This window comes from Streptococcus sp. FSL L8-0526, from assembly GCF_038007145.1.
In the GTDB taxonomy this organism is placed as follows: Bacteria; Bacillota; Bacilli; order Lactobacillales; family Streptococcaceae; genus Streptococcus; species Streptococcus thermophilus.
The window spans coordinates 290089-312925 of record NZ_JBBOWP010000002.1 but is presented as its reverse complement, the minus strand read 5'-3'; the positions used below and the strand labels follow the sequence as shown (position 1 = coordinate 312925).

The window sequence follows — 22837 nt, the reverse complement described above, 5'->3', positions numbered from 1 at the left end:
TCTTAAACGTTTTTACGGCGACGATGGCTATATGCTACACCCATGACTGCTACCACTCCTAGTGAGAGCAAAGCAGTATCATTAGTTTGATTAGTCTCTGGAAGTTGAGGACCTGATTTCTCAGAGGATACAACTGGCTTAGCTGATTTTGGTGTCACCGGTGGAGTAGGCGGAGTTGGTGTTGTTCGAGGTTTTAGTAGAATGAAACTATTGTTGAATTCCATATTCAAAGGAAGGAGAACCGCTGCTACAAGCAGATTATCCTTTTCACCCACAGTCTTAGTAACAGTCACTTGGACTTTTCTAAAACGGTCTTTAAGGACAAATTGGAATTGATCTGCTTTTAGATCTTGCATAACACCTGTCTTAGTCAATTCCTTGCTGAACTGAATAGTGGCTTTAGCTGGAGTCTCAAACTTATTGTTAAAGATACCGTCTTCTGGGTAGGAAACCTTGGCAACCAATTTAACTTGGTTATCGACAGTTTCACGAACAAGCTGAATAGTGATATTGGCTTCTAGCTTATCATATACCACATCTTCATCATTTCCTGGAACTTCAGTCACGCGATAATGATAGATGCTTGGCTTGCTAAGTGAGAAATCTGAAAAGACAATTTTACTCTTGGCATCATTAGTGGTTTCCCCTAACTCAACAGGATTGGCACCATCAGTAACATCAAGGAGTTTGAATGTAAACTCTCTATCTTTGAGGTCTCTACCTGCCAATTCCTTCTCAAGTTCAAAATTGAAATGAGTAAGGTTATCCCCGATGACATCTCCACGACCTCCATCCAAGCGAATGGTTGACTTGTAAGAATTAGAAATAACATCAGCATGAAGTTTAATACGGTTAACAGGATTGTGTGATTCTTCAACAGGTCGTGTCAAACGAGTTTGATAGCAAACATAGACCATGCGGTCTAACTGATTAAGTTTAATATCAAAATGGGAGTCGTCATAAGAGAAACTCTTAATCAGGTCTTTAGCAGATCCCTTGTCAATTCAGGGATCTGCTAAATCAATGTAGCGAAGCTGTAGAGAACCGTCCAAAAACCGTTGATTGTCAGACCAAGTGTCAATCAATCTCAAGTTGCTAAGGACAAGACGTGAGTTGTTTAGACACATTTGCCAATTTAGAAGAGTTAGACTCTGCTTGTCTTGGCTTCCCCATTTAGAGATGACCTCTTCCCATGGAGGAGGTGACTGCACTTTACCCACTGTAACTTGAATGATACGTTCCACAAAATCAAGAGTAATATGCTTCCTTTCTTCTACTTCATCAGAATATAAGGTATCCAACTCCCAAATCATAAGCTTATTGTTTAGATGAATCTTGAAATAATTATTAAAAGTCGTTGTGATACGATTCTTTTCAGGATTTATCTATTCAAGACCCACAATTTCATTTTTAGGATTATAGACATTGATATCGTAGCTAGTAGGGAAACGCAGCCTTAAATCACAGAATAGATTATTCATGATTCTATCTTCCTATTTTTGTAATCCTTTTCAACCATAATTACACGCTATTTTAATAACTTTGCAAGTAAATAGATAGTGCAATCTAAAAAAACTTATATTATAGACTTTATGGTCAGACCCCTCTTTTAACATTGTTTCACTTCCTCATTTTTTGCCATAATTTTAATTGTGATTCTATTTTAAAAATGCCGAAATTCAAGTTATTGCTTTCAAAGATTGGAAGATTATATGAATGTATAGTAGAAAAAAACTGCCATCCTCTTAAGAATGACAGTAGCTTTTAACCTTATTAAGAAGGTGGACCTTAACACTCATTTATACTACTTAAGCAAGTTCTTTGAGAAACTCCACTAGGATCGCAGCTGATTGTTTACCCGCCTGAATAATAAATTCGTCAAAGGTAATATTAGCGTCATGAGCTGCTGTATCACTCATAGCACGGACAACGATGAAAGGCTTCTTCACACTTTGTGCAGCTTGAGCAATGGCTGCTCCTTCCATTTCCACGGCTAAGACTTCTGGAAAGTGCCCTTTAATAGCATCAATCTTATCCTGACCTGCAATAAAGCTATCACCAGTCGCAATAAGACCAATTTTAGAGTCGATAGAGGCTTGAGCCAAAACCTTTTCAAAAGTCTCTACAAAGCTAGGGTCACTTTCAAAGTAAAGCGGCTGCATAGACATTTGACCATAATCATAGCCAAAAGCTGTCAAATCAACATCGTGGTAGACTAATCTTGATGCCACAACCACGTCCCCAATCTTAAGTTCAGGCGCTACGGCTCCTGCAGAGCCAGTGTTAATTAGGGCATCAACCTCAAAGTGGTCTGCCAGAACAGCCACAGACATGGCTGACATAACCTTCCCTACACCTGATTGCACCAAAACAACATCATGTTTACCCAATCGTCCTGTATAGTAGATATTGCCTAAAACAATTTCTTCAACCTTATTTTCCAATTGCTCCACTAGAAGCACTAATTCCTGCTCCATGGCAGCGATAATTCCGATTTTCATATAGTTCCTTTTTTACTTGTAATCTTAACAGAGATCAGCAAATACATCCATCCAACTCCAGACTTTTTAGAAATAAAAGACAGCAACAATGAGAATAATTAAGAGGACGACAATCCAAAAGAGAATGCGATTAAGCTTGTGCTGAAATTGATTACGTTTAGCATTCTCAATCCGGCGGCTCTTGTATGCAGAGGGCTGATAATTAGCCTCATAGTCCTCATCATAGAACTCTTCCTCGTAATCCTGATAATAAGGATGATCCTCTAAGTCAATTTCCCCACGCTTGGCTTGCTCAATGACATCGTCAGTCAAAAGTGGCTTACTCATAACTTATTTTCCTCCAAAATGAAGTGCATAGTACTGGAGAGCAATGATGGTTTTAGCATCCTGAATAGCACCTGAAGCTACGAGTTCCATACACTCCTCATAAGTCAACTCATAGATTTCAAGAAACTCATCTTCGTCAAGTGGACGTGGATTTTCAACAGGCTGGAGGTTTGTAGCCACATAGAGTTTAATTTTTTCATTACAGAAACCAATGGATGTGTAAAACTCATGAATCAATTTAAGTTCGCCCCTATACTGAGTTTCCTCTTCAAGTTCACGCGCTGCTGCAGCAATCTCATCGCCAGCCTCACCGACTTCCAGTTTACCCGCAGGAATCTCGTAGGAAACCGCCTCAATAGCCTTACGGTATTGCTTGACAATAATAATTTTCCCTTCAGGGGTAATAGCTAAAACGGCCACTGCTCCCTTGTGGAAAATCAGTTCACGGCCAGCTGTCTTACCGTCTGGTAAGAGAACTTCATCCACTGCAACTTCAAAAATATGTCCCTTAAATTTTAACTCACGTTTGAGTGTTTTTTCTTCAAACTCCATGACTTGACTCCTTCAATCTATAAGCCCAATCTAATTCATCTCCTCAATAGAACCAAGACTTAGATGAGCTTAAGCCTACTTTTGTTGGCTTGGGTGGTGAGGTTTCTTAATAGCGTAGCCTTCTTTATTGACCTGACGGCTGCGTCCAATGGCTACGCTGTCAGCTGGGACATTATCCGTAATGGTTGAACCAGCTGCTGTAAGTGCATTGTCCCCAATTTCAAGCGGTGCAATCAAGGTTGAATTGCTTCCGATAAAGGCGTTGTTAGCAATTTGGGTCTTGAATTTATGTTGGCCATCATAGTTTACAGTGATCGTCCCTGCACCAAAGTTAACGTCAGAACCAACTTCCGCATTACCAATGTAGGTCAAGTGACCGGCCTTAGTATTTTCACCGATAGTAGACCCCTTAACCTCGACGAAGTTACCAATATGAACGCCTTCTTTGAGCATTGAATCCGGACGAATATGGGCAAATGGACCAACTGTAGCGCCTTTTTCAACCACTGAATGCTCAATCATTGAGTTAGTGATAACAGTATTGGCACCGATAGTTGAATCAACAATATAAGTTCCATTAGTCAACACCGACTCTGCTCCGACTTTAGTTTGTCCTTTAAGAGTAACATTAGCTTCAATCACAACGTCCGGTGCAATTTCCACATCTACATCAATGTATGTCGCATTTGGATTTTGGAAAGTAACACCATTAATCATGTGAGTCTTGTTAATACGACGACGCATAACATCTTCTGCCGTAGCTAGGGCAACACGGTCGTTAACTCCAAGACTTTCTTCAAAGTCACGAAGGGTATACGCACCTACCTTTTCACCATTTTCACGGAAAATAGAGATGACATCTGTCAAATAGTATTCCCCTTGAGCATTGTTAGTATTAATATTTTTAAGTGCTTCGAAGAGACGTTTATTGTCAAAGACATAAGTCCCTGTATTAATTTCTTTAACCTGTTGTTCAAACTTATTTGCATCTTTTTGCTCAACAATCTTAGTGACTTCACCATTTTCATTACGGATGATACGGCCATAACCAAATGGATTATCGGCAGTTGCAGTCAAGATAGTGGCAACATTTTTATGATTAACGTGGAAATCAATAAGGTTTTTAAGGCTTTCACCAGTAATCAAAGGCGTGTCACCGGCGATAACAAGCGTTTGCCCTTCAAGTCCAGCCAACTCTTCTTCAGCCATCATTACTGCGTGACCAGTCCCCAACTGTTCAGTTTGCATAGTGAAGGCAGATTGACCATCCAAAACCTCACGAACAAGCTCAGCCTTATGACCAATAACAGTAACATTTTTAGCTGGTTCGATAACTGAAACTGCACGGAAAACATGCTCAAGCATAGTGATGCCTGAAACCTTGTGTAATACTTTTGGAAGATCTGATTTCATGCGAGTTCCTTTACCCGCAGCAAGGATAATAGCGTAATTACTCATTTTCTTTTTCCTTCTTAAGATTTTTTTGTGATGGTTTCCTTCGAGGCGGTTTTAGCCTTGAGTCCCAAATCTCAGGGCCTCCACCTCCCACTGGGATAGCCTACGAAAGAGAGGGGCCTTAAAAATAAGTCTCTTATTTCTTAGAAAATATGTCCTCATAACTGACTTTTTTTAGGGCCTCTGATTATCTATAATCGCCCTATTATACCATAAATGAAAAGGTTTTGGCAGAATGGACGGTATTGAAAAAAGAGCTGACGCTCTTTTTAGAATAATCTTTTTTGAGACTTTCCTGAAGTGAGTGCGGACGTCAGTGATCTTCTTCGAAGCTCCATGACTAATTTTTGAGCCCCTTCACTTTTTAATTTCTAGGCTCAGGCTAAAACAGTTCCCCAAACTGTTTTATTCTCAAAAATTCCGAGTTCTTGAAACACTAGTGTTTCAAGAACTTTTCTCACAGCGGAAAGTCTCATTAAATGCTCTTTTAAATCAAGTCTAAACAAGATTTGAGTTACTTATCCTTTACCGAGGTTAAAGTGATATCACCTTTATGACTTCTCTTGTTTGACATAAGTCCCTTGTAACTTTCCATATAAGATGTAATCTACAGATTTGAGCTCATCAATAGTGCGACAATCAAGGGCACACATGATAAGGCGAAGGTCATCCTTCCAGCCATTGACGATAGCCACAACCTTATCCACAGGATAACGTTCCACCAATTCAAGAACTGTTCGTGAGAGGCCTACACCTTTTGCTCCTAAGACCAGACATTTAACCATATCAAGTGGATTGCGCACGCCACCAGAGGCTAGGATTTCCACCTCCTCACGAAGGTCTTGGGCTTGCAAAAGGGTCTGAACCGTACTTTGTCCCCAGTCATTTAGGTAATCACAGTTACCACCTCGACTATTTTCAATATAGGCAAAGCTAGTTCCACCACGACCTGAGATGTCCACAGTCTTGATGCCCTGAGACATGGCGTAGCGAATGGTTTTCTCATCCATACCAAAGCCAACCTCCTTAAGCACAAGAGGAACCTCTATTTTCTGTGCATAAGCCGCCACATTTTCCTTCCAAGTGTGGAAAATACGCTCTCCCTCAGGCATGAGAAGCTCCTGCATAAGATTAACATGGAGCTGTAAAAAGACTGGATCCATAGCTTCCACCGTCTTAATCCCCAGGTCCACAGACTTATCAACACCGATATTGGTCGCAAGGTCTAAGTCTGGAAACTCATTACGATAGTCAAAGGATTCTGGTGCCTCTCCTTTTAGAGCAGCACTGTAGGAACCCGTCACCATGAGAATACCTGTTCGGCTAGCCACCTCAGCTAGTTTTCGATTAACAGCCCCACCTTTGGCAGATCCACCTGTCATGGCATTGATATAAAAGGGGAATTTCCAATCTCGTCCAGCAAAATGTGTGGACAAGTCAATCTGATCTAAATCATAAGTCGGTAGAGACTTGTGGATAAGTTCCATATCGTCAAAACTATTGTAGGGCGACTGGTACTTGAGGGCATAACGGATGTGATCGTCTTTACGATTTGTCATAGGTTATTTCTTTACTTTCTTGCGTGGATTATATTCTACTAAGCTGACCCTAAATCTCATACAAGAGCTCTATGCCTGCCTGTTGCCAGCGCTCAACTAGGATATCTCTGCTAGCTTGATCAAAGGTAAAGGCGATACCGCAGTCACCACCTCCAGCTCCAGAGGACTTGGCAATAGCATCAAGCCGTTGTTCAGCTTCTTTGAGTTTTTTCAACTTGTCCACATAGATATCTGGACTCAATGATTCTAACTGGTCGCTTACTGTTTGAAGGCTTCTCTTAAGCAAATTCTTATTTCCTGTTTCCAGTGCCTTGATGGCATCTTGGACGGCAACTTCTGTTTCACTTAAATACTTGCTTGATATGCGAGATTTGACCATTTTAACCATGTCTTTTGAGATAGCAGCTTGCTTGGTCCACCCCACTAAGAAGCGAGCTTTTAGTTCTGACACTACTGGACTGATACGGTAACCCCAGTCTATTTCCAAAAGTTCGGATAGAGTCATTTGATCTATAAGCTCCGCTATTTTTGCACGGTCAAAGGAGTGATAGGAAACCAGATCCTCGTATACGATACAAGCTAAATCTCCCATAGAACCATTGTCTCCTTGTTTGAGGAGGGTGTAACTAGCTAATTTAAAGAGAATGTCTTTGGATAAGTCTTTCTGAAGCGATGCCGCCAAGGCCTTAAGGGTCAATACTACAACTGAACCTGATGAGCCAATGCCAAATTTAACCCCATCTCGTTCCAACTTTCCAGTGATTGAAAGGTCTAGAGCAGGCAAGTTCTCACCACAATAGGCCTCAAAAGTATTCAAGGCCTCTTGAATGAGGGCGTAATTTACGTCTGGCTCACGGTCCACACTGTAGTCAAACATGTCTGAGGTCAACTGGGTAGTTTGGGCTTTCTTGATCTCTGCTGACATAAAAATAGGAATAAATTGAATTAGGGCTGTCTGCCCCGGTGTTAAGACTGAATATTCTCCAGCAATGTAGAGTTTCCCACCTGTTTTTACTGTGACCTGATTGACCGACTGCTTAGGCATCTGGCAACTCCTTGGTGCGTGAAACGATGACCTGATAATCCTTGCGTAAGTGTTCTGCTAGGCGGTCAAGGTCTTCTTCCATACAGAGCACCTTGACATTTGGTCCTGCATCCATAGTGAAATAACATTGCTCACCAGAGGCACGGAGGGCCTTAACCTTGTCCATAGCCTGATAAGAGGCTTCCGTTAGATATGAAAATGGAGGGTTAGCCGTACTTGTTGTTTGGTGCATACGAAGGGCATTGGCTTCAGTGAGCTCACCGACCGCTTGGAAATCATTTGCTTTGAGATAGGCCAACATATCCTTATAATCTAGCTCAGACTGTCTGATCCACTCTGGGAAAGAAGTCGATGTTTCGGTACACAATTTCATACCGTCTCGGCTAGATACGGGTTTCTTTTGATCTGTCAAAACCAACATAATCATGGCCAATTTGAGATCTGTTTCAACTGGATAAACCTCACCACTATCCTTATCCCAAGCTGCCAGCGGCCCAAAGAAAGAACGTGATGATGAGCCTGAAGCAAACTTGGCAATCTGAGCCAATTCAGACTGCGTTTTTCCTACTTGGAAGAGCTCGTTAGCGGCCTTGACCAAAGCTGAAAGGCCTGAGGAACTTGATGATAGGCCTGCTGCTGTTGGCATATTGTTCCATGTTTCGATTTTGACAGGCTGATTTGGATCAGTACGGAAGACATCTAAAACCTTGCTGGCCTTAGTCGTCTCTTTTTCTCCTTGGAGCTCGTCACCGATATACATGACATCACTGGTCGCATCCTTAGGCAGAAAAGACAACTTGGTTTCCGTATACATATTTTCCAAAGTCAGTGAGATACTACTGGTTGAAGGAATCATACGATCCGCATCCGCCTTACCCCAGTATTTGACAATAGCAATATTTGCGTACGATTTGACGCTTACAGGCTTTCTATCCACGTGTTTACGGCTCCTTTTTCTTGAAGTTTTTTAGCAATCGTTCGGGCTTGGTCTTTAGTACTTGTCAGAGCAATAATACAGCCACCAAGCCCTCCACCTGACATCTTTGCTCCCAGTGCACCGTGATCCAGAGCAGTTGCTACTAGAAGGTCCGACAAGGCACAAGACACGCCTAAAGACTTAAGATGATTATGGGCTTGAGACATGAGCTGTCCAAGAGTATATTGGTCCTTAGCTTTGAGAGCTAGTTCCGCCTTCTGGCTTAATTCACCCAATTGGTTGAGGTCTGACAAGGCATCTAAACCATTAGCTTCAACCTTTTCCACAGCTTCACGGGTGTTTCCATGGATGCCCGTATCAGCAATAATCAGATAGGCACCTAGATTGACCTCAATTTCCTCGAAACCAATATTACGAGTAAAACTGATTGCGTGGTCACTCAAGCATGTCTTAGCATCCAGACCACTCGGTTTACTATGTGCTATGGTCTCCGCCTGATGAACCAACATTTCCAAGGTCGCCTGGCTAAGCTCTTGATCGAAATAATCAAAGACCGCTCGAATTGCCGCAATGGCTACAGCCGCAGACGACCCCATGCCGCGCTTTTTAGGAACACTTGACTTAATAGCATAGCTGATAGGCTGATTCTTGATTTCCAGATAGCTAAGGGCTGAAAATATAGCCGTCGTCAAGGGATCTTGAGCCTTGAGCGTCAAAGGAGTCTCAGCAGCCTGAATTTGACAGACAACCTCAATATCCTTAAGAGGAAGAGCGAGGGCAGGATGACCATAAACGACCGAGTGCTCCCCCATCAAAATAATCTTACTGTGAGCCTTGCCCACTCCTACTTTATTAGTCATAAGTTACACACACTCACAGACAAATTTTCAGGCGAGTGTCTTTCTATATTTTTCATACAGATTCTAGTGGTGACTCAAGGTCAATCATGCATTCAAAGGAGACAAAGAGCACCAATCTAAGGAATTTTCCTATGTCACTTCTATCTTATCATCAAAGCGCAAAAAAAGCGATATCTAACCTAGAGTGTCGCTTTGCATTAGAAACATGGTCCTAAATTGATATTTCTATCTTAAACTAGTACAATGCCAATGAGGTTAAAAAATGATTGATGTCGAAAAACTAATTAAACAGAACTCCGAACTAATGGCACTATTAAAGATTATCCACTCTTTCCAACTTAATGACTGTTGGCTTTGTGCTGGAACTTTACGCAATTATATTTGGGACTACTTAAGCACCGGAAATACATCTTCAAATATCAATTTCTCAGATATCGATGTCATTTTCTTTGATAAAAACATATCATATGAGCAAACTGTTGAAATAGAAAATCAAATAAAGAAAAAATATCCTGAATACAATTGGGAAATAAAAAATCAGTATTATATGAATATACATAGTCCTAATACTGAAAAGTATGTCATCTCTACCGATGCTGTTTCAAAATTTCCCGAAAAATGTACTGCCATAGCTGCTAGACTAAATGACAATCAGGAACTAGAGGTATTTATTCCTTTTGGACCAGGCGATTTGACTAACTTCAGAGTCTCACCCACACCATATTACTTTTCAGATAAAGAACGACAAACGGTCTATAACGAGAGAGTAAAAAAGAAAAATTGGAACGCATTCTGGCCAAACATTTCTATAGAATTTATCAAATAGATTAACCTATGATTTGTGATTTACTTTTTACAAGACTTTCCGCTGTGAGAAAAGTTCCTGAAGCATAATAGTTTCAGGAACTCGGAATTTTTGAGAGTAAAACAGTTCGGGAAACTGTTTTAGCCTGAGCCTAGAAATTAAAAAGTGAAGGGGCTCAAAAATTAGTCATGGAACTTCGAAGAAGGTCGCTGACGACCGAAATCACCTAAGGAAAGTCTTAAAAAATTTTTCTTCTATATTAAAAAAGAGCCTCACGGCTCTTTTCATGTTAAATCGCAAACAAATCGTTTAGGTTCTCAGCCATAGTTGGGTGAGTAAAGATTTGTTTAGCCAAATCTGTGTATGGAATATGATGGTTCATAGCAAGGGTAATTAGATTGATAATTTCATGAGATTCTTGACCAAAGAGGGTCACACCCAAGATTTCCTTAGTTTCAGGATTTACCACAGCTTTGAAGGCACCGCGCAAATCGCCATTAACATGGCCACGAGGCATGTCAGCAACTGGAAGTTCTTTGACAGCAACCGGTCCACCTGCTGCTCTGGCTTGATCTTCAGTAAGACCAACTTGTGCCAAAGGTGGATTGAGAAACAAAGCAGTTGGAACAGCTCCACGTGTTTCAAGGTTATAGCTACCATCACCAGTTAGGTAATTAAAGACAATGCGGAAATCATCTAGTGAGATATAAGTGAATTGAAGTCCACCATTAACATCACCCACCGCAAAGACACCTGGAACACTTGTTTCCAAATGCTTATTAACCTGGATACCACCATGTTCAGTCAAGGCAATATCAGTATTTTCCAAGTGAAGGGGTTCGATATTAGGCTTGCGTCCTGTCGCATAGAGGAGCGCATCAAAACGGAAGTCCCCTTTGTCAGTAACAACGACAACTTCATCACCGTCATTTTTTACTTCGGAAGTTTTAACACCTTGCTCAAAGACAATACCGTCCTCTTCCATGTATTCCTTGGCCAACTTAGCAATAGATGGCTCTACACGTGGCAAGAAGCTAGTCGCTGCATCCAAGACAGTCACTTGACTACCCAAACGGTTATAAAGGCCAGCAAATTCAAGACCGATATTACCACCACCTAGGATACCCAAGCGTTTTGGCAAAGCTTCAAGGGTTTGAATACCAGTCGAATCGTAAACATTCTTAGTTGTTGTCAAGCCAGGAATAGGCAAGATATTAGATACAGCACCAGTATTGATAACAATAGTCTCAGCTGTAAGCTCTTGGCGGTCATCCCCAGCTACTACTTCAATAACCTTATTTGACACAAAATGTGCCTCTGCATCAATGACATCAACGCCATTGTCTGCCAACATTTTATAATTCTTAGCATTAAGACGACTAGTCACTGCACCACGTTCTTTCATGGTGTCGTCAAATGACCAGCCCTTCTCAGCCGCAACAATCATAGTCTTAGTTGGGATACACGCAATATTAATGCAAGTACCACCATACATAGCTTTACTGCGCTCGATGACAGCAACTTTCTTACCAGCCGCATTCATCTTAGCAGCCAACGTTTTACCGGCTTTACCAAAACCGATAACAATCAAATCATAGTTTACCATTTCTGTATTCTCCTATATACTGTCATTCTATCATTTAATTTTTCAGACTGCTAATATCTGAACTTGAAAATAAAAAAGCTACAGCTTTTGATATAACCGATTTAATATCTTATGTTAATGGAGATATATGCACCCTTTGAAAATTATGTGGTAAAAAACTAAAAAAAAACGAAGAACTCAACATTTTTTCTAAAGAGTTGTCCACAGTTTCTCCAAAAAGCTTCGAAAGAAATATTTGCTCCTATCTTCGAGCAAGTATCACATGGTAAATCATTTCAAGCAGCGCTGCCACACCTACTGTAATTAGAAGCTTGGTCAATGATACATCGATTTTTACACCAAAATAAAAGACGACAAGCTAAGAGAAAATAATTGCTGTGAGAACACGAATATGATTGGTCATGGTAAAACCTCTTTATTAGCGCATTTTTTAAGTAAAAACAGAAAGAGTCATAGGTACTCATTACTAATGTTGAGATGTCTGCTCATTATAGCATAAAACAAGACCTAGATTAGAAAAAATAAGCATATTTAAGCTTTATAGACACTTGACAATCAACTACCAAATACACGATTACCTCTTATCCTAACTAAAAAAAGTCACACCCATTCATGGCGCGACTTCTCTTTCATTCTGATAGCATTATAAACTTATAGTCATTCGTCAATAGCTGTATAGCTTCTATTCAATCCTTCTGCAACAGGTTGGCTAGAGATGTGACCTTGATAAGTCGTTACACCTTGGTGAAGGCCTTCGTCATTTTCAATAGCCTGTTTGAAGCCTACTCCTGCAAAAGCTTCGATATAAGGAAGGGTAACATTGGTAAGAGCAATGGTTGATGTACGTGCTACTGCAACTGGAATATTAGCAACAGCATAGTGAAGGACACCGTGTGTTTCATAAACAGGCTCATCGTGACTTGTCACACAATTCACAGTCTCAACAACCCCACCTTGGTCAACGGCAACGTTAACAATAACAGAACTTGGACGCATTTGTTTCGATTAATACTACGTGTCCCTTAGCCAAAAAACTTTGGACACCTGCAGGTGTAAGAGCTACACGGTTTTTGTTATTTTTGATTTCTTTTGGAATACCAATTAACATATTTTCTCCTCATTCGTAGGTCATAAGGTAAAGGATTGTGCAAATCGCTTAACCACTTCCTATCTATCTTTCTTTAATAATAGCGCTTTTATTTTAACTAAAATCAAGAGAAAAAAATCTCCGCTATTTTAAGACCTTAGAATCATACTCCCCTAACTATATAAACAACTCACAAAAGAGCCCAACCAATCGGCTGGGTTCTTAAGTTGTAAACTAAATGATCAAAAGAGTATTTTTTCTTATGCACATCCTCCTTTTTATTTTCAAAAGCAGCACCAATTTAAAATCCTTAAGCTTCATGGAAAACTCTTAATAAAATAATCAAAGAGTCCTTGGTCTGCTAATTGCTTATGACCCAAGAGAAACTCTGGATGATTGGACTTCTTTCCGCAACAGTTTTTGCATTACTAGTGATTCCAATTAAGGGAATAGTCAGTCGTCTTGCTCCTTAAAATAATCAAGGAGGAAAAGAGCATTTTCCACATAGTAATTAACGGCTACAGGCAAGGCTTCATCTTTCACAAGGAAATCATCATGATGCCAGTCTGGGGCATACTCCTCACCATTAGAGCCGACAAAGGCAAAAACTCCTGGTATTTCCTTTTGATAAGCCGCAAAGTCTTCTCCGCCTGTTGATGGCAGCGTTTCAATCACTTCTGCGAAGGCTTTAGAATTTTCAAAGATGAGCGGTGTGAGAGTATGGTCATTGTAGGTCACGTAAGGTGAATTACCCCAGCTTATCTCTATATCAGCACCAAACTGGTCTGCTGTCGCCTGAACAACCTTCTCAAAGCGAGCAATGACATCTTCCCGAACCTTAGGCTCAAAGGTACGAATTGTTCCTTCGAAAAAGCCGTCTGCCGGAAGAACATTCCAGGTATTTCCAACTTCGATATGAGTGACTGACAATACGGCTGACTCAAAGGGAGATACCGTCCGAGCAACAATTTGCTGTAAATTATTAATGATAGTCGTAGTAACCAAGACTGTATCCACACCCAAATCGGGACGGGCCGCATGGGAGGAAACACCCTTGACATCAACCCTAAACTGCTCCACGCCTGCCAAAATAGCACCTGAACGAAGGCCAATCTGACCAGGTTTCAAGTGAGGATTATTGTGATAACCGATGATAGCTGACACACCCTCAATACCGCCCGCTTCAATGACCTGATAGGCCCCTTGGAAATTTTCTTCAGCCGGTTGAAAAATTAATCGAACAGTCCCCTTAAGCTCTGCTTCTCTTTCTTTTAAAAGCTGAGCAGCACCAAGCAGAGAGGTCTGGTGAAAATCATGACCACAAGCATGCATGGCACCATTGTTGCTAGCATAAGGAAGTCCTGTCTTTTCCTTAATCGGTAGGGCATCAATATCAGCACGCAAGGCAATAATAGGATGACCTGACCCAATCTCAGCGATGAGTCCTGTCTTCAAGGGATAATTTAAAGGCTCAACACCTAGATTTTTCAAATAAGCTTTCAAAAAGACTGTCGTCTCATGCTCCTCCCCAGAAACCTCTGGATGTTGGTGAATTTGATGACGCGTCTTTGCTAAATGATCGTAAAATACTTCTGTCATAATGAACCTCCCTCTCTGATCAGTTTTGGATTGTCAATCCATTTGTGAAACTCTCAATCAAATTGATTCCATCATACCACCAGAAGCGATACTTGAGAAATAAAAAATATTTATAGTATTCCATAAGTATTTCTTATACCTCTAAAAAATACTGTCATTATAGGTGTTGTCGTATTAAGACTAGCGATAAGATAGTCTTATCAGCTGATTGAAAGTTCCTATCGCACCTTAGCTACTAACCCAAATAAGTACGCAAGATTGTTTTTTCCGATTCAGTCAAGGTTCGGTAGGAACCTACTGCCATCCCTTCATCAAGTTTAAACTCTCCGAAAGAGATACGCTTGAGATAGGTCACCTTGACCCCATAAGCCAAAAACATCTTTTTTACTTGATGAAACTTACCTTCTGAAATCGTGACTCGAGCGCAACTTTTATCACTTGCAGAACTTAAAACTTCCAGCTGAGCTGATTGACAAACAGTCCCATCCTCAAAGACTACACCAGACTCAAAAAATGCAGGTGCATCAGGCCCCAGAATATCATTAACCTCAACATAATATGTCTTAGCCACATGATAGCGTGGGTGAAGCATGGCAAAGCCCAAGGGACCATTATTGGTAATCAACACCAAACCTTCCGTATCTCTATCCAAACGTCCACAGGATAAAGGCCCTCTCGCTGATCCTCAGGCCTAATCAAATCAATAACTGTTTGGTGTTCCTTGTCCTTTCTAACTGACACCACTCCTGACGGCTTATTCATAAGGTAGTAGACTTCTGGCGCATGCTCCAGTTCCTTACCAGAAACCATGATGGTTTGAAGACTAGCATCCACATTAAGATTATCTCGATCCGCCAGGACACCATCTACATATACCTGACGACTACGAATGAGCTTCTTGACCTGATTGCGAGAACCATAGCCCGACTGTCCTAATAATTTATCTAAACGCATAGCCCTATTGTACCATGGATAAGTCTGGTCTAGTAGACAAAAAAAGCCTACCTAAAAGGTAGACTCATACTACTAACAATTACACATTCACATGGAAGACTTGCCCAACTACATAGGTCACGAGCATGGTCAAGAGTCCTACTGCCAAGTTTCGCAACATCGCTTGTTTAACAGGTGCTTTCCCAAGTTTAGCACTAACATAACCAGTCAAGATTAAGGTCAGTGCAACCACAACCGCTGTTATAGGAATACGGTAAGGGTCTGGGAAAAGCAGGATAGCTAGCGTTGGAGGCAAAGATCCCAATGAAAAGGACAGAAAACTAGATACGGAAGCATGCCATGGATTGGTGATTTCTTCCATATCCACCCCATATTTTTCCTCAACTAAGACCTTAATAGGATTTTTACTGAAGGCTAGATTGACCTTAACTTCCGCTGCTGTTTCGCAATCCCCTTGACTGAGGAAGGTTTGATATAAACTTTCTCTAGCTGCCTCAGGTGAGCGATCCAAAAGGGCTTGTTCCTTAGCAACAGCCGCTTCTTCGGTATCTTTTTGCGTTGACACACTGACATATTCACCACCTGCCATCGAAAAGGCACCGGCAAAAATCGCTGATAAGGCTGAAATCAAGATAAACCAGATGTTAGATGTCGCACTAGCCACACCGATAACCACTCCCGCAATGGAAATGATGCCGTCATTGGCCCCCAACACTCCTGCTCTCAAAATATTTAAACGTTCTGCAAAATTCTTATCTTCCAATTTCATACTCCTTATTTAGAATCATTCTAAATAATATTATAACAGTTATTTAGAGTGATTACAAATAATAAACTTTAAAAAGTAGAATTTTTAAGGTTTAATCCAGTCACACGCAAACTCCAAAGCTAATAAAGCTATCTTATCCTTTTCATCCAAGTCCATATGATTCATCAAGTTACGGGCGTCCCAATTACCTTCAGAAAGGTGGTCCGCAGCATAGAAGAAGTGGCAGATGTCAACACCTCTAAACTTTGCTAAAGCTGCAACAGCAGAACACTCCATATCCACACAAATGGCTCCTGCTGCCTTTCGAGCTTTGAGTTTACCATTCGTCTCACGGTAAATGCCATCAGTTGTCCAAACCTTGCCTTCCTTATGAGAAATCTGACGTTCATTGAGATAGGAACGAAAATGGTCTAAAACACCCACATTTACCGCAATCTCATCGCTGGCTTCCACATAGTGAAAACTCGTCCCTTCATCTCTAAGGGCATGACTAGGAATAATAATAGAAGTCTCTTTAATATCTTCATCAAGCACCCCACAAGTACCAAAAAGTACAAGTTTATCAGCTCCCAAGGCAAAAATATCCTCTAAAATAGCCACACAGGCAGAGGCGCCTACAGGTGCATTAAAAGTGGCCAACTCATTATCATCAATAACAAGCTTATAAATCGGAATAGCCACATTCGCCATGGATGTCTCATAGATAAGTTCATGGGGAAACATCTCAAGCATTCGTTGAAAGGTCGAACGAGAAAAACAGGATACAGCTATTTTAGGAAAACCTTCAAGAGGCTCATGTAAGGCCTCGGGATTGGTAATCGCTTGTCTATTCGCATCAAATTCAGTTAGTAGCATACGTGACCTCCTTAGTTTTAGGAACCATTATAACACAAAAAAATCAGACCAAAAAGAATGGTCTGATTCTATCACTATTTATTCTTCATTCTCCAAATCATCCAGCTGTTTTTCGAGACGTCTTCTCTCATATCTTCCCAATGCAGCGAGAGCCCAATTCACCAAAAAGACAAAGGGAACATATATGGTATAAGTAATTGGCCAAGCCATGAGATATCTAGGATCCAAGGGATTATTATGATAGACATCATGGTTGTACCGATAGTTAGCTGACATTATCATAAGGGTGATAAGCCCAGTCACTAGTAAACAACCTAAGACTGTTATACTCGAACTACCAAAAGTATTTACATCAAGACGTTCAGCTCTATAAATAGACCAAATACTACTTATCAACAATGGATAAAGTAAGTAATCAGCAGAGATGACACCATTGTTAAAGAGGGAGCCATAAACTAAGCATACAAGCGTCCCTACAATCATTATATAAAAACATTCAGCAGCAACCTTATTATTTAGAACTGCTTCGTTGCGTTCGTCTGTAACCTTATTAGCAACCGATTTAAATTTCATCATCTTTACTTCCTTCCTAATCCTCCCAAAACAGTTGATCCAAAGTCCTATCCAGTGTTTTACAAATAGCAATGCATGAGGCTAGGCTGGGATTGCACTTCCCAGCTTCAATCAATCCGATGGTTTGTCTTGTTGCACCTACCGCTTCAGCCAAGTCACCCTGAGTCATATCATGCTCTGCTTGTGCTACTTTTAAGCGTAAATTCTTTGCCACATGACCCCTCCTTCTCAGCATATCTGATATTCTCTCCGAAATCGATTGTGATTACCATCTCTTTTCATTGATATTACACACTATATGTTTCTATTTGCAATATAAATCTGACATTATTTTAGAAATAATTTGCAAAATAAAAAGCCGAGATTTCTCCCAGCTTCTTCAATATTTAAACTTAGGCAGGTGTTACATCCAAGCTCTCACCGATTGCTGCAAGGCGTTCAACAACGTCTTCTTGGCTCAAACCATTTTCAGAAACATAACGGTTGCGTGGGTGAACACGGCATTCGTGTGAGCAGCCACGGAGGTATTTATCTTCATTTTCCTCTGAAGCAAGGATACGGCGGTTACAGAATGGGTTGCCACAGTTGACATAGCGTTCACAAGGTGTGCCATCAAACCAGTCCTTACCGACAACGATAGGATCTACATGGTTGATATCAACGGCAATACGCTCGTCAAAGACGTACATCTTACCATCCCAAAGCTCCCCTTGAACCTCTGGATCTTTTCCGTAAGTCGCAATACCACCATGCAATTGGCCAACATCTTTGTAGCCTTCACGGACCAACCAACCTGAGAATTTCTCACAGCGGACACCACCAGTACAGTAAACAACCACGCGCTTATCCATGAACTCTTCTTTATGGTCGCGGACCCATTGTGGCAATTCACGGAAGTTGCGAATGTCAGGACGAATGGCTCCACGGAAGTGACCAAGGTCATATTCATAATCGTTACGTGTATCAAGGACAACAGTATCCTCATCCAAAAGAGCGTCTTTAAACTCTTTGGGTGACAAGTAATCACCTGTAGTTTCAAGTGGATTGATGTCACTATCAAAGTTATTATCCTCTAAGCCAAGGTGAACAATCTCCTTCTTGTAGCGAACAAACATCTTCTTGAAAGTTTGTTCTTCTCCCTCATCAATCTTGAACCAAAGGTCCTCCATCCCTGGAAGGCTATGAACGTAGTCCATGTATTTTTGAGTGGTTTCATAGTCTCCAGAAACCGTTCCATTAATCCCCTCGTCAGCGACCAAGATACGACCTTTTAGACCGATTGACTTACAAAAAGCCAAGTGGTCAGCCGCAAATTGCTCAGCGTTTTCGATGGGAAGGTATTTATAATAAAGCAATACTCGAATAGGTTTTGCCATTGTATTTCCTCTTTCTTTATGAAATATCTATATTTGTTGTTTGATAATAAAATCAACTTAATTATTATACCGCTATCAAAGAGGACTAGGCAATTGATTTGCTTGAAGAAGAATTTTCACAACAGAAAAAGGCTGAGTGCCAAATGCCTCAACCAAAGTTTTATGGGATTATTTTTTCACAAGATAGTATTACAATTTCGCAGCAGCTGCTTGATCCAAGATAAGAGTCACGTCTGGATGATTTTGTAAGACACTAGCTGGCACTTCCTCTGTCACCGGACCCTTAATCATCTTGAAAATGGCATCCGCCTTCTTGTCACCATAGGCAAACAAGATTATCTTCTTGGCAGCTATAATAGAAGCAATCCCCATCGAAATAGCCTTTGTAGGGACTTGGCCTCGACTGGCAAAGAAACGGCTATTAGCTTCAATGGTGCTGTCAGTCAAGTCGACCACATGGGTTTGACTATCAAAAGGCGTACCTGGCTCATTAAAACCAATATGCCCATTACTTCCAATTCCTAAGATTTGCAAGTCAATGGCATGGTGCAACAAGATCTCATCGTAATCCTTAGCCGCCTGCTCCAAATCTTCAGCCATGCCGTCAGGCAAGAAGCTCTCTTTAAATGGCTTGGCGTCAAAGAGTTGAGCCTTCATAAAGGCATGATAGCTCTGCTCATGCTCTGGTGCTAAACCAACATATTCATCCAAATTGACACTGTAAAGTTCCGAAAAATCCAAGTCGCTTTCAACCATCTCTTGGTAGAGGGCGATAGGTGAACTACCTGTAGCCAACCCCAATGTTTGAGCACCAGCTGCAAGGCTCTCTTTAAGAAGATCAAAGGCAACTTTGCCTCCCTCAACTTGATTTTTAACTAAAATCTTTTCCATTCTATTCACCTCGATATTGGTATATACCGTTTTCTTTATTATCTCTTTTTTAACTTTTTTGTCAAGCGCTTTCACTCAATTCTTTTAATGACGGTCGTCCTATATCGTGCTATAATAAGAAGGCTGAAAATTTTTAAACGAGGAAACAAATGAATACAAACGATTTTGATTTTGAACTACCAGAGGAACTGATTGCCCAAACCCCATTGGAACAACGTGATGCCTCTAAACTCTTGGTCATTGATCCTGTAACCAGGGAAATGACTGATACCCACTTCGACCACATCATTGACCAGCTTAACCCTGGAGATGCCTTGGTCATGAACAATACGCGCGTGCTTCCTGCCCGCCTCTACGGTGAAAAAACTGATACACACGGCCATGTAGAATTTCTCCTTTTGAAAAATACCCAAGGTGACCAATGGGAAGTCTTGGCCAAACCAGCCAAACGCCTTAAAGTAGGTTCTAAAGTCAGTTTTGGTGATGGTCGCTTGACTGCCACTGTCACTGAGGAACTGGATCACGGCGGACGTATCGTAGAATTTAGCTACGACGGTATCTTCCTTGAGGTTTTGGAAAGCTTAGGCGAGATGCCACTGCCACCTTATATCCATGAAAAATTGGAAGACCGCGATCGTTATCAAACGGTTTATGCCAAGGAAAATGGCTCTGCCGCTGCTCCAACAGCTGGCCTCCATTTCACACCTGAGTTACTTCAAAAAATTGAAGCTAAAGGCGTAAAATTGGTCTACCTCACCCTCCACGTTGGACTGGGAACCTTCCGACCTGTTTCTGTCGATAATGTCGACGAGCATGAAATGCACTCAGAATTTTACAACCTCAGCCAAGAAGCGGCCAATACCCTCAATAGTGTCAAAGCTGCTGGAGATCGCATTGTTGCAGTAGGGACAACCTCAATCCGAACACTGGAAACAATCGGAAATAAATATAATGGCCAACTCCAAGCCGACTCAGGCTGGACTAATATCTTTATCAAACCAGGCTACCAATTCACAGTCGTAGATGCCTTCTCAACTAACTTCCACCTTCCAAAATCAACCTTGGTGATGTTGGTTTCAGCCTTTGCTGGTCGTGAATTCGTCCTAGAGGCCTACAAACACGCCGTCCAAGAACGCTACCGCTTCTTCAGTTTCGGAGATGCCATGTTCGTAACACGACCTTCGGAAAAATAAATAGTGATGTTGAGACTTCTCTTACAGGGGAAGTCTCTCTTACTGCACATCACATTCAGAAAAAATCCACCAGTTATGAACTGATGGATTATTTTGTTTATTTCTCTGCAAATTGACTATTATACAAATCGTAATAGAAACCTTTATCTGCAAGGAGGGATTCATGGTTCCCTTGTTCGATGATTTGTCCATCTTTAAGGACCAAAATCTTGTCTGCTTCTTGGATAGTTGATAAACGGTGAGCAATGACAAAACTTGTTCGACCTTGCATGAGAGCTTTCATGGCTTTTTGAATCAAGAGTTCCAGACGGGTATCAACTGATGAGGTTGCCTCGTCCAAAATCAAGATTTTAGGGTCAGCCAAAAGTGCACGGGCTATGGTCAAAAGTTGCTTTTGTCCCAGTGAAATGTTACTTGATTCCTGGTTTATTTCCATGTTGTAGCCACCAGGCAGCGTACGGATAAAGTGATCCACATTGGCAGCCTTCGCTGCTTCAACAATTTCTTCATCAGTTGCCTCAAGATTACCAAAACGAAGATTTTCCTTGATAGTTCCTTCAAAGAGCCAAGCATCCTGAAGCACCATACCAAACTGTTTACGATAATCTTTACGCGACAAGTTGCGTATATCATGACCATCAACCGAGATATAACCTGCAGTAACATCATAGAAACGCATGAGAAGATTGATAATAGTTGATTTTCCAGCACCGGTAGGACCGACAATAGCCACCATTTCACCAGGATTAACCTCAAGATTAAAGTCACGAATCAAAGGTTTATCAGCTACATACTGGAAGTCCACATGATTAAAGATAACTTGGCCAGTTAAATCTCCTTCAAGCACCTCAGTAGCATAATTAGCCTCGTCTGGTTCATCCATTAGTTGAAAAATACGGTCCAAGGAAGATTTAGCACTCTGCAATTGTCCAGCCAACTGAGTCAAGTTCTGAATAGGTTGATTAATTTGCCAAACGTACTGAACGAAAGCCTGCATATTACCAATCGTCAAGCGACCAGCCAAGACTTGCAAACCACCTAGGACGGCAACAATTAGATAGGTTAAGTCAGATAAACCATTAAGGAAAGGCATCATGAGGCCTGAAATGAAATTGGCCTTAAAACCTACCTTTTGAAGGTCTTCCGTAATTTCTTTAAAGTCGTCTAAAGATCTATCCTCACGCCCAAAAAGTTTAATCACATTGAAACCAGTCAGATTTTCCTGAACAAAACCGTTAAGAGTACCTAGGGCGTGAGCCTGCTGCTTAAAGTAAGGTTGAGATTTACTCATAATGAAGCGAGCACCAAAGTAAGAAATCATAATAGTGATAACAACCACAGCTCCCAACTGAAGATTAAGGTAAAGCACTATCCCAATAACCAAGGCTAGAGTAAAGATGGCGTTGACAACCTGCAAGAATGACTGCTGCAAGGCATTTGAAACTGTCTCGACGTCACTAGTAAAGCGACCTAAAAGGTCTCCAAATTGTTGCTTATCAAAGTATGACACTGAGGTACGATTGATTTTCTCAATCATCTCATTTCGCATATCCTGAACCGTTGCTTGCACAGCATTGGTCATAAAATAGTTGGAATAGTAAGAAGCCAACTCATAGATGAGACCACGCAAGAGGTAAAAGACCAAAACTAAGCCAACGTAGGACACGTTGATATGAGCACCTGCTACCCCCTTTATGATGTCCAGTGTATTTTTAGTCAATTCCGTAATGGCTAAACCAATGACCACCGGCTCAATAACACTCATGATGACACTAATAATTTTCAGGAAAATAGCTAAGTAAAGTGGGAAACGATAAACCTGCAGGTATGACCAAAGGCGGCCAAAACCTGAGGAATGAGTTGTTTTCTTTTTATGATCATTCATTTTGACCT

22 protein-coding genes and 2 pseudogenes are annotated in these 22837 nt (G+C 41.1%); 2 read left to right on the top strand and 22 right to left on the bottom strand.

Going from position 1 to position 22837, the window contains the following annotated elements; all coding sequences use genetic code 11:
* Nucleotides 1-2: 2 nt before the first annotated feature.
* The 10 genes from NSQ85_RS08825 to mvk form a co-directional block, all read right to left on the bottom strand.
* Entirely contained in the window at nucleotides 3-917 is a 915-nt protein-coding gene (locus tag NSQ85_RS08825; protein ID WP_232087359.1) for a Spy0128 family protein, read from the bottom strand.
* 87 nt (nucleotides 918-1004) lie between these two features.
* Nucleotides 1005-1313, bottom strand: a complete 309-nt coding sequence (locus NSQ85_RS08820; RefSeq protein ID WP_179974337.1) for a hypothetical protein — start codon at nucleotides 1311-1313, stop codon at nucleotides 1005-1007.
* A 495-nt stretch (nucleotides 1314-1808) separates the two neighbouring features.
* Nucleotides 1809-2501: a 5'-methylthioadenosine/adenosylhomocysteine nucleosidase gene (locus NSQ85_RS08815; protein WP_002947976.1), complete on the bottom strand. Its 693-nt coding sequence runs from the start codon at nucleotides 2499-2501 to the stop codon at nucleotides 1809-1811.
* A gap of 66 nt (nucleotides 2502-2567) precedes the next feature.
* Nucleotides 2568-2828 (bottom strand): cell wall synthase accessory phosphoprotein MacP, encoded by a 261-nt coding sequence (macP, locus tag NSQ85_RS08810; RefSeq protein WP_011226984.1) that lies wholly within the window; start codon nucleotides 2826-2828, stop codon nucleotides 2568-2570.
* A 3-nt stretch (nucleotides 2829-2831) separates the two neighbouring features.
* Nucleotides 2832-3380: an NUDIX domain-containing protein gene (locus NSQ85_RS08805; RefSeq protein ID WP_179974336.1), complete on the bottom strand. Its 549-nt coding sequence runs from the start codon at nucleotides 3378-3380 to the stop codon at nucleotides 2832-2834.
* A gap of 75 nt (nucleotides 3381-3455) precedes the next feature.
* Nucleotides 3456-4838 (bottom strand): bifunctional UDP-N-acetylglucosamine diphosphorylase/glucosamine-1-phosphate N-acetyltransferase GlmU, encoded by a 1383-nt coding sequence (gene glmU / locus NSQ85_RS08800; protein ID WP_014608101.1) that lies wholly within the window; start codon nucleotides 4836-4838, stop codon nucleotides 3456-3458.
* 548 nt (nucleotides 4839-5386) lie between these two features.
* Complete coding sequence (gene fni, locus NSQ85_RS08795; protein ID WP_011680889.1) at nucleotides 5387-6394, bottom strand: type 2 isopentenyl-diphosphate Delta-isomerase; 1008 nt, start codon at nucleotides 6392-6394, stop codon at nucleotides 5387-5389.
* A 49-nt stretch (nucleotides 6395-6443) separates the two neighbouring features.
* The gene (locus NSQ85_RS08790; protein ID WP_011680888.1) at nucleotides 6444-7439 is read right to left on the bottom strand and encodes a phosphomevalonate kinase; all 996 of its coding nucleotides are present in this window, start codon (nucleotides 7437-7439) and stop codon (nucleotides 6444-6446) included.
* Nucleotides 7432-8376, bottom strand: coding sequence for a diphosphomevalonate decarboxylase (gene mvaD, locus NSQ85_RS08785; protein ID WP_179974335.1), 945 nt, complete (start codon nucleotides 8374-8376; stop codon nucleotides 7432-7434). The genes NSQ85_RS08790 and mvaD overlap by 8 nt, the downstream gene beginning before the upstream one ends.
* Complete coding sequence (gene mvk / locus NSQ85_RS08780; protein ID WP_340781705.1) at nucleotides 8358-9236, bottom strand: mevalonate kinase; 879 nt, start codon at nucleotides 9234-9236, stop codon at nucleotides 8358-8360. The genes mvaD and mvk overlap by 19 nt, the downstream gene beginning before the upstream one ends.
* A 262-nt stretch (nucleotides 9237-9498) precedes the next feature.
* Between mvk and NSQ85_RS08775 the strand changes: the two genes are divergently transcribed.
* Entirely contained in the window at nucleotides 9499-10062 is a 564-nt protein-coding gene (locus NSQ85_RS08775) for a nucleotidyltransferase family protein (RefSeq protein ID WP_179972752.1), read from the top strand.
* Nucleotides 10063-10330: 268 nt separating this feature from the next.
* Here NSQ85_RS08775 and NSQ85_RS08770 read toward each other — a convergent pair whose 3' ends face one another.
* The 11 genes and pseudogenes from NSQ85_RS08770 to NSQ85_RS08720 all read right to left on the bottom strand — a co-directional run bounded on the left by NSQ85_RS08770 (nucleotide 10331) and on the right by NSQ85_RS08720 (nucleotide 19751).
* The gene (locus tag NSQ85_RS08770; RefSeq protein WP_340781704.1) at nucleotides 10331-11647 is read right to left on the bottom strand and encodes an FAD-containing oxidoreductase; all 1317 of its coding nucleotides are present in this window, start codon (nucleotides 11645-11647) and stop codon (nucleotides 10331-10333) included.
* A gap of 657 nt (nucleotides 11648-12304) precedes the next feature.
* Nucleotides 12305-12649, bottom strand: a pseudogene (locus NSQ85_RS08765) (alanine dehydrogenase); the annotation flags it as partial.
* Nucleotides 12618-12755, bottom strand: coding sequence for an alanine dehydrogenase (locus NSQ85_RS08760; protein WP_023909500.1), 138 nt, complete (start codon nucleotides 12753-12755; stop codon nucleotides 12618-12620). The pseudogene NSQ85_RS08765 and the gene NSQ85_RS08760, both read right to left, overlap by 32 nt.
* 432 nt (nucleotides 12756-13187) lie before the next feature.
* Nucleotides 13188-14333, bottom strand: coding sequence for an amidohydrolase (locus NSQ85_RS08755; RefSeq protein WP_340781703.1), 1146 nt, complete (start codon nucleotides 14331-14333; stop codon nucleotides 13188-13190).
* 235 nt (nucleotides 14334-14568) lie between these two features.
* Nucleotides 14569-15287 (bottom strand): annotated as a pseudogene (locus tag NSQ85_RS08750) (16S rRNA pseudouridine(516) synthase).
* A gap of 79 nt (nucleotides 15288-15366) precedes the next feature.
* A complete protein-coding gene (locus NSQ85_RS08745) occupies nucleotides 15367-16056 on the bottom strand; it encodes a VIT1/CCC1 transporter family protein (protein ID WP_340781702.1) in 690 nt (229 codons plus the stop codon).
* A gap of 84 nt (nucleotides 16057-16140) precedes the next feature.
* Complete coding sequence (locus tag NSQ85_RS08740; protein ID WP_340781701.1) at nucleotides 16141-16911, bottom strand: nucleoside phosphorylase; 771 nt, start codon at nucleotides 16909-16911, stop codon at nucleotides 16141-16143.
* A 78-nt stretch (nucleotides 16912-16989) separates the two neighbouring features.
* Nucleotides 16990-17487 (bottom strand): DUF6773 family protein, encoded by a 498-nt coding sequence (locus tag NSQ85_RS08735; RefSeq protein ID WP_340781700.1) that lies wholly within the window; start codon nucleotides 17485-17487, stop codon nucleotides 16990-16992.
* Between the two features lie 13 nt (nucleotides 17488-17500).
* Entirely contained in the window at nucleotides 17501-17698 is a 198-nt protein-coding gene (locus NSQ85_RS08730; protein ID WP_179974327.1) for a helix-turn-helix transcriptional regulator, read from the bottom strand.
* A 178-nt stretch (nucleotides 17699-17876) separates the two neighbouring features.
* Nucleotides 17877-18860 (bottom strand): oxygen-dependent tRNA uridine(34) hydroxylase TrhO, encoded by a 984-nt coding sequence (gene trhO / locus NSQ85_RS08725; RefSeq protein ID WP_179974326.1) that lies wholly within the window; start codon nucleotides 18858-18860, stop codon nucleotides 17877-17879.
* Nucleotides 18861-19049: 189 nt separating this feature from the next.
* Entirely contained in the window at nucleotides 19050-19751 is a 702-nt protein-coding gene (locus tag NSQ85_RS08720; RefSeq protein WP_340781699.1) for a glucosamine-6-phosphate deaminase, read from the bottom strand.
* Between the two features lie 149 nt (nucleotides 19752-19900).
* On the opposite strand from NSQ85_RS08720, the gene queA reads away from it, so the two are divergent.
* On the top strand, nucleotides 19901-20944 hold the full coding sequence (gene queA, locus NSQ85_RS08715) for a tRNA preQ1(34) S-adenosylmethionine ribosyltransferase-isomerase QueA (RefSeq protein WP_340781698.1): 1044 nt from the start codon (nucleotides 19901-19903) through the stop codon (nucleotides 20942-20944).
* A gap of 97 nt (nucleotides 20945-21041) precedes the next feature.
* Here the strand turns inward: queA and NSQ85_RS08710 are convergent, their stop codons facing one another.
* Nucleotides 21042-22829 carry an ABC transporter ATP-binding protein gene (locus NSQ85_RS08710; protein ID WP_340781697.1) on the bottom strand — a complete coding sequence of 596 codons (1788 nt, stop codon included), beginning with the start codon at nucleotides 22827-22829 and terminating at the stop codon, nucleotides 21042-21044.
* Nucleotides 22830-22837: the final 8 nt, after the last annotated feature.

Bases quoted from the DNA above. Each gene is read 5' to 3' on its own strand.
- NSQ85_RS08825 (WP_232087359.1), bottom strand. From the start codon at position 917: ATGGTCTATGTTTGCTATCAAACTCGTTTGACACGACCTGTTGAAGAA.
- NSQ85_RS08820 (WP_179974337.1), bottom strand. From the start codon at position 1,313: ATGATTTGGGAGTTGGATACCTTATATTCTGATGAAGTAGAAGAAAGG.
- NSQ85_RS08815 (WP_002947976.1), bottom strand. From the start codon at position 2,501: ATGAAAATCGGAATTATCGCTGCCATGGAGCAGGAATTAGTGCTTCTA.
- macP (WP_011226984.1), bottom strand. From the start codon at position 2,828: ATGAGTAAGCCACTTTTGACTGACGATGTCATTGAGCAAGCCAAGCGT.
- NSQ85_RS08805 (WP_179974336.1), bottom strand. From the start codon at position 3,380: ATGGAGTTTGAAGAAAAAACACTCAAACGTGAGTTAAAATTTAAGGGA.
- glmU (WP_014608101.1), bottom strand. From the start codon at position 4,838: ATGAGTAATTACGCTATTATCCTTGCTGCGGGTAAAGGAACTCGCATG.
- fni (WP_011680889.1), bottom strand. From the start codon at position 6,394: ATGACAAATCGTAAAGACGATCACATCCGTTATGCCCTCAAGTACCAG.
- NSQ85_RS08790 (WP_011680888.1), bottom strand. From the start codon at position 7,439: ATGCCTAAGCAGTCGGTCAATCAGGTCACAGTAAAAACAGGTGGGAAA.
- mvk (WP_340781705.1), bottom strand. From the start codon at position 9,236: ATGACTAATAAAGTAGGAGTGGGCAAGGCTCACAGTAAGATTATTTTG.
- NSQ85_RS08775 (WP_179972752.1), top strand. From the start codon at position 9,499: ATGATTGATGTCGAAAAACTAATTAAACAGAACTCCGAACTAATGGCA.
- NSQ85_RS08770 (WP_340781704.1), bottom strand. From the start codon at position 11,647: ATGGTAAACTATGATTTGATTGTTATCGGTTTTGGTAAAGCCGGTAAA.
- NSQ85_RS08760 (WP_023909500.1), bottom strand. From the start codon at position 12,755: ATGTTAATTGGTATTCCAAAAGAAATCAAAAATAACAAAAACCGTGTA.
- NSQ85_RS08755 (WP_340781703.1), bottom strand. From the start codon at position 14,333: ATGACAGAAGTATTTTACGATCATTTAGCAAAGACGCGTCATCAAATT.
- NSQ85_RS08745 (WP_340781702.1), bottom strand. From the start codon at position 16,056: ATGAAATTGGAAGATAAGAATTTTGCAGAACGTTTAAATATTTTGAGA.
- NSQ85_RS08740 (WP_340781701.1), bottom strand. From the start codon at position 16,911: ATGCTACTAACTGAATTTGATGCGAATAGACAAGCGATTACCAATCCC.
- NSQ85_RS08735 (WP_340781700.1), bottom strand. From the start codon at position 17,487: ATGATGAAATTTAAATCGGTTGCTAATAAGGTTACAGACGAACGCAAC.
- trhO (WP_179974326.1), bottom strand. From the start codon at position 18,860: ATGGCAAAACCTATTCGAGTATTGCTTTATTATAAATACCTTCCCATC.
- NSQ85_RS08720 (WP_340781699.1), bottom strand. From the start codon at position 19,751: ATGGAAAAGATTTTAGTTAAAAATCAAGTTGAGGGAGGCAAAGTTGCC.
- queA (WP_340781698.1), top strand. From the start codon at position 19,901: ATGAATACAAACGATTTTGATTTTGAACTACCAGAGGAACTGATTGCC.
- NSQ85_RS08710 (WP_340781697.1), bottom strand. From the start codon at position 22,829: ATGAATGATCATAAAAAGAAAACAACTCATTCCTCAGGTTTTGGCCGC.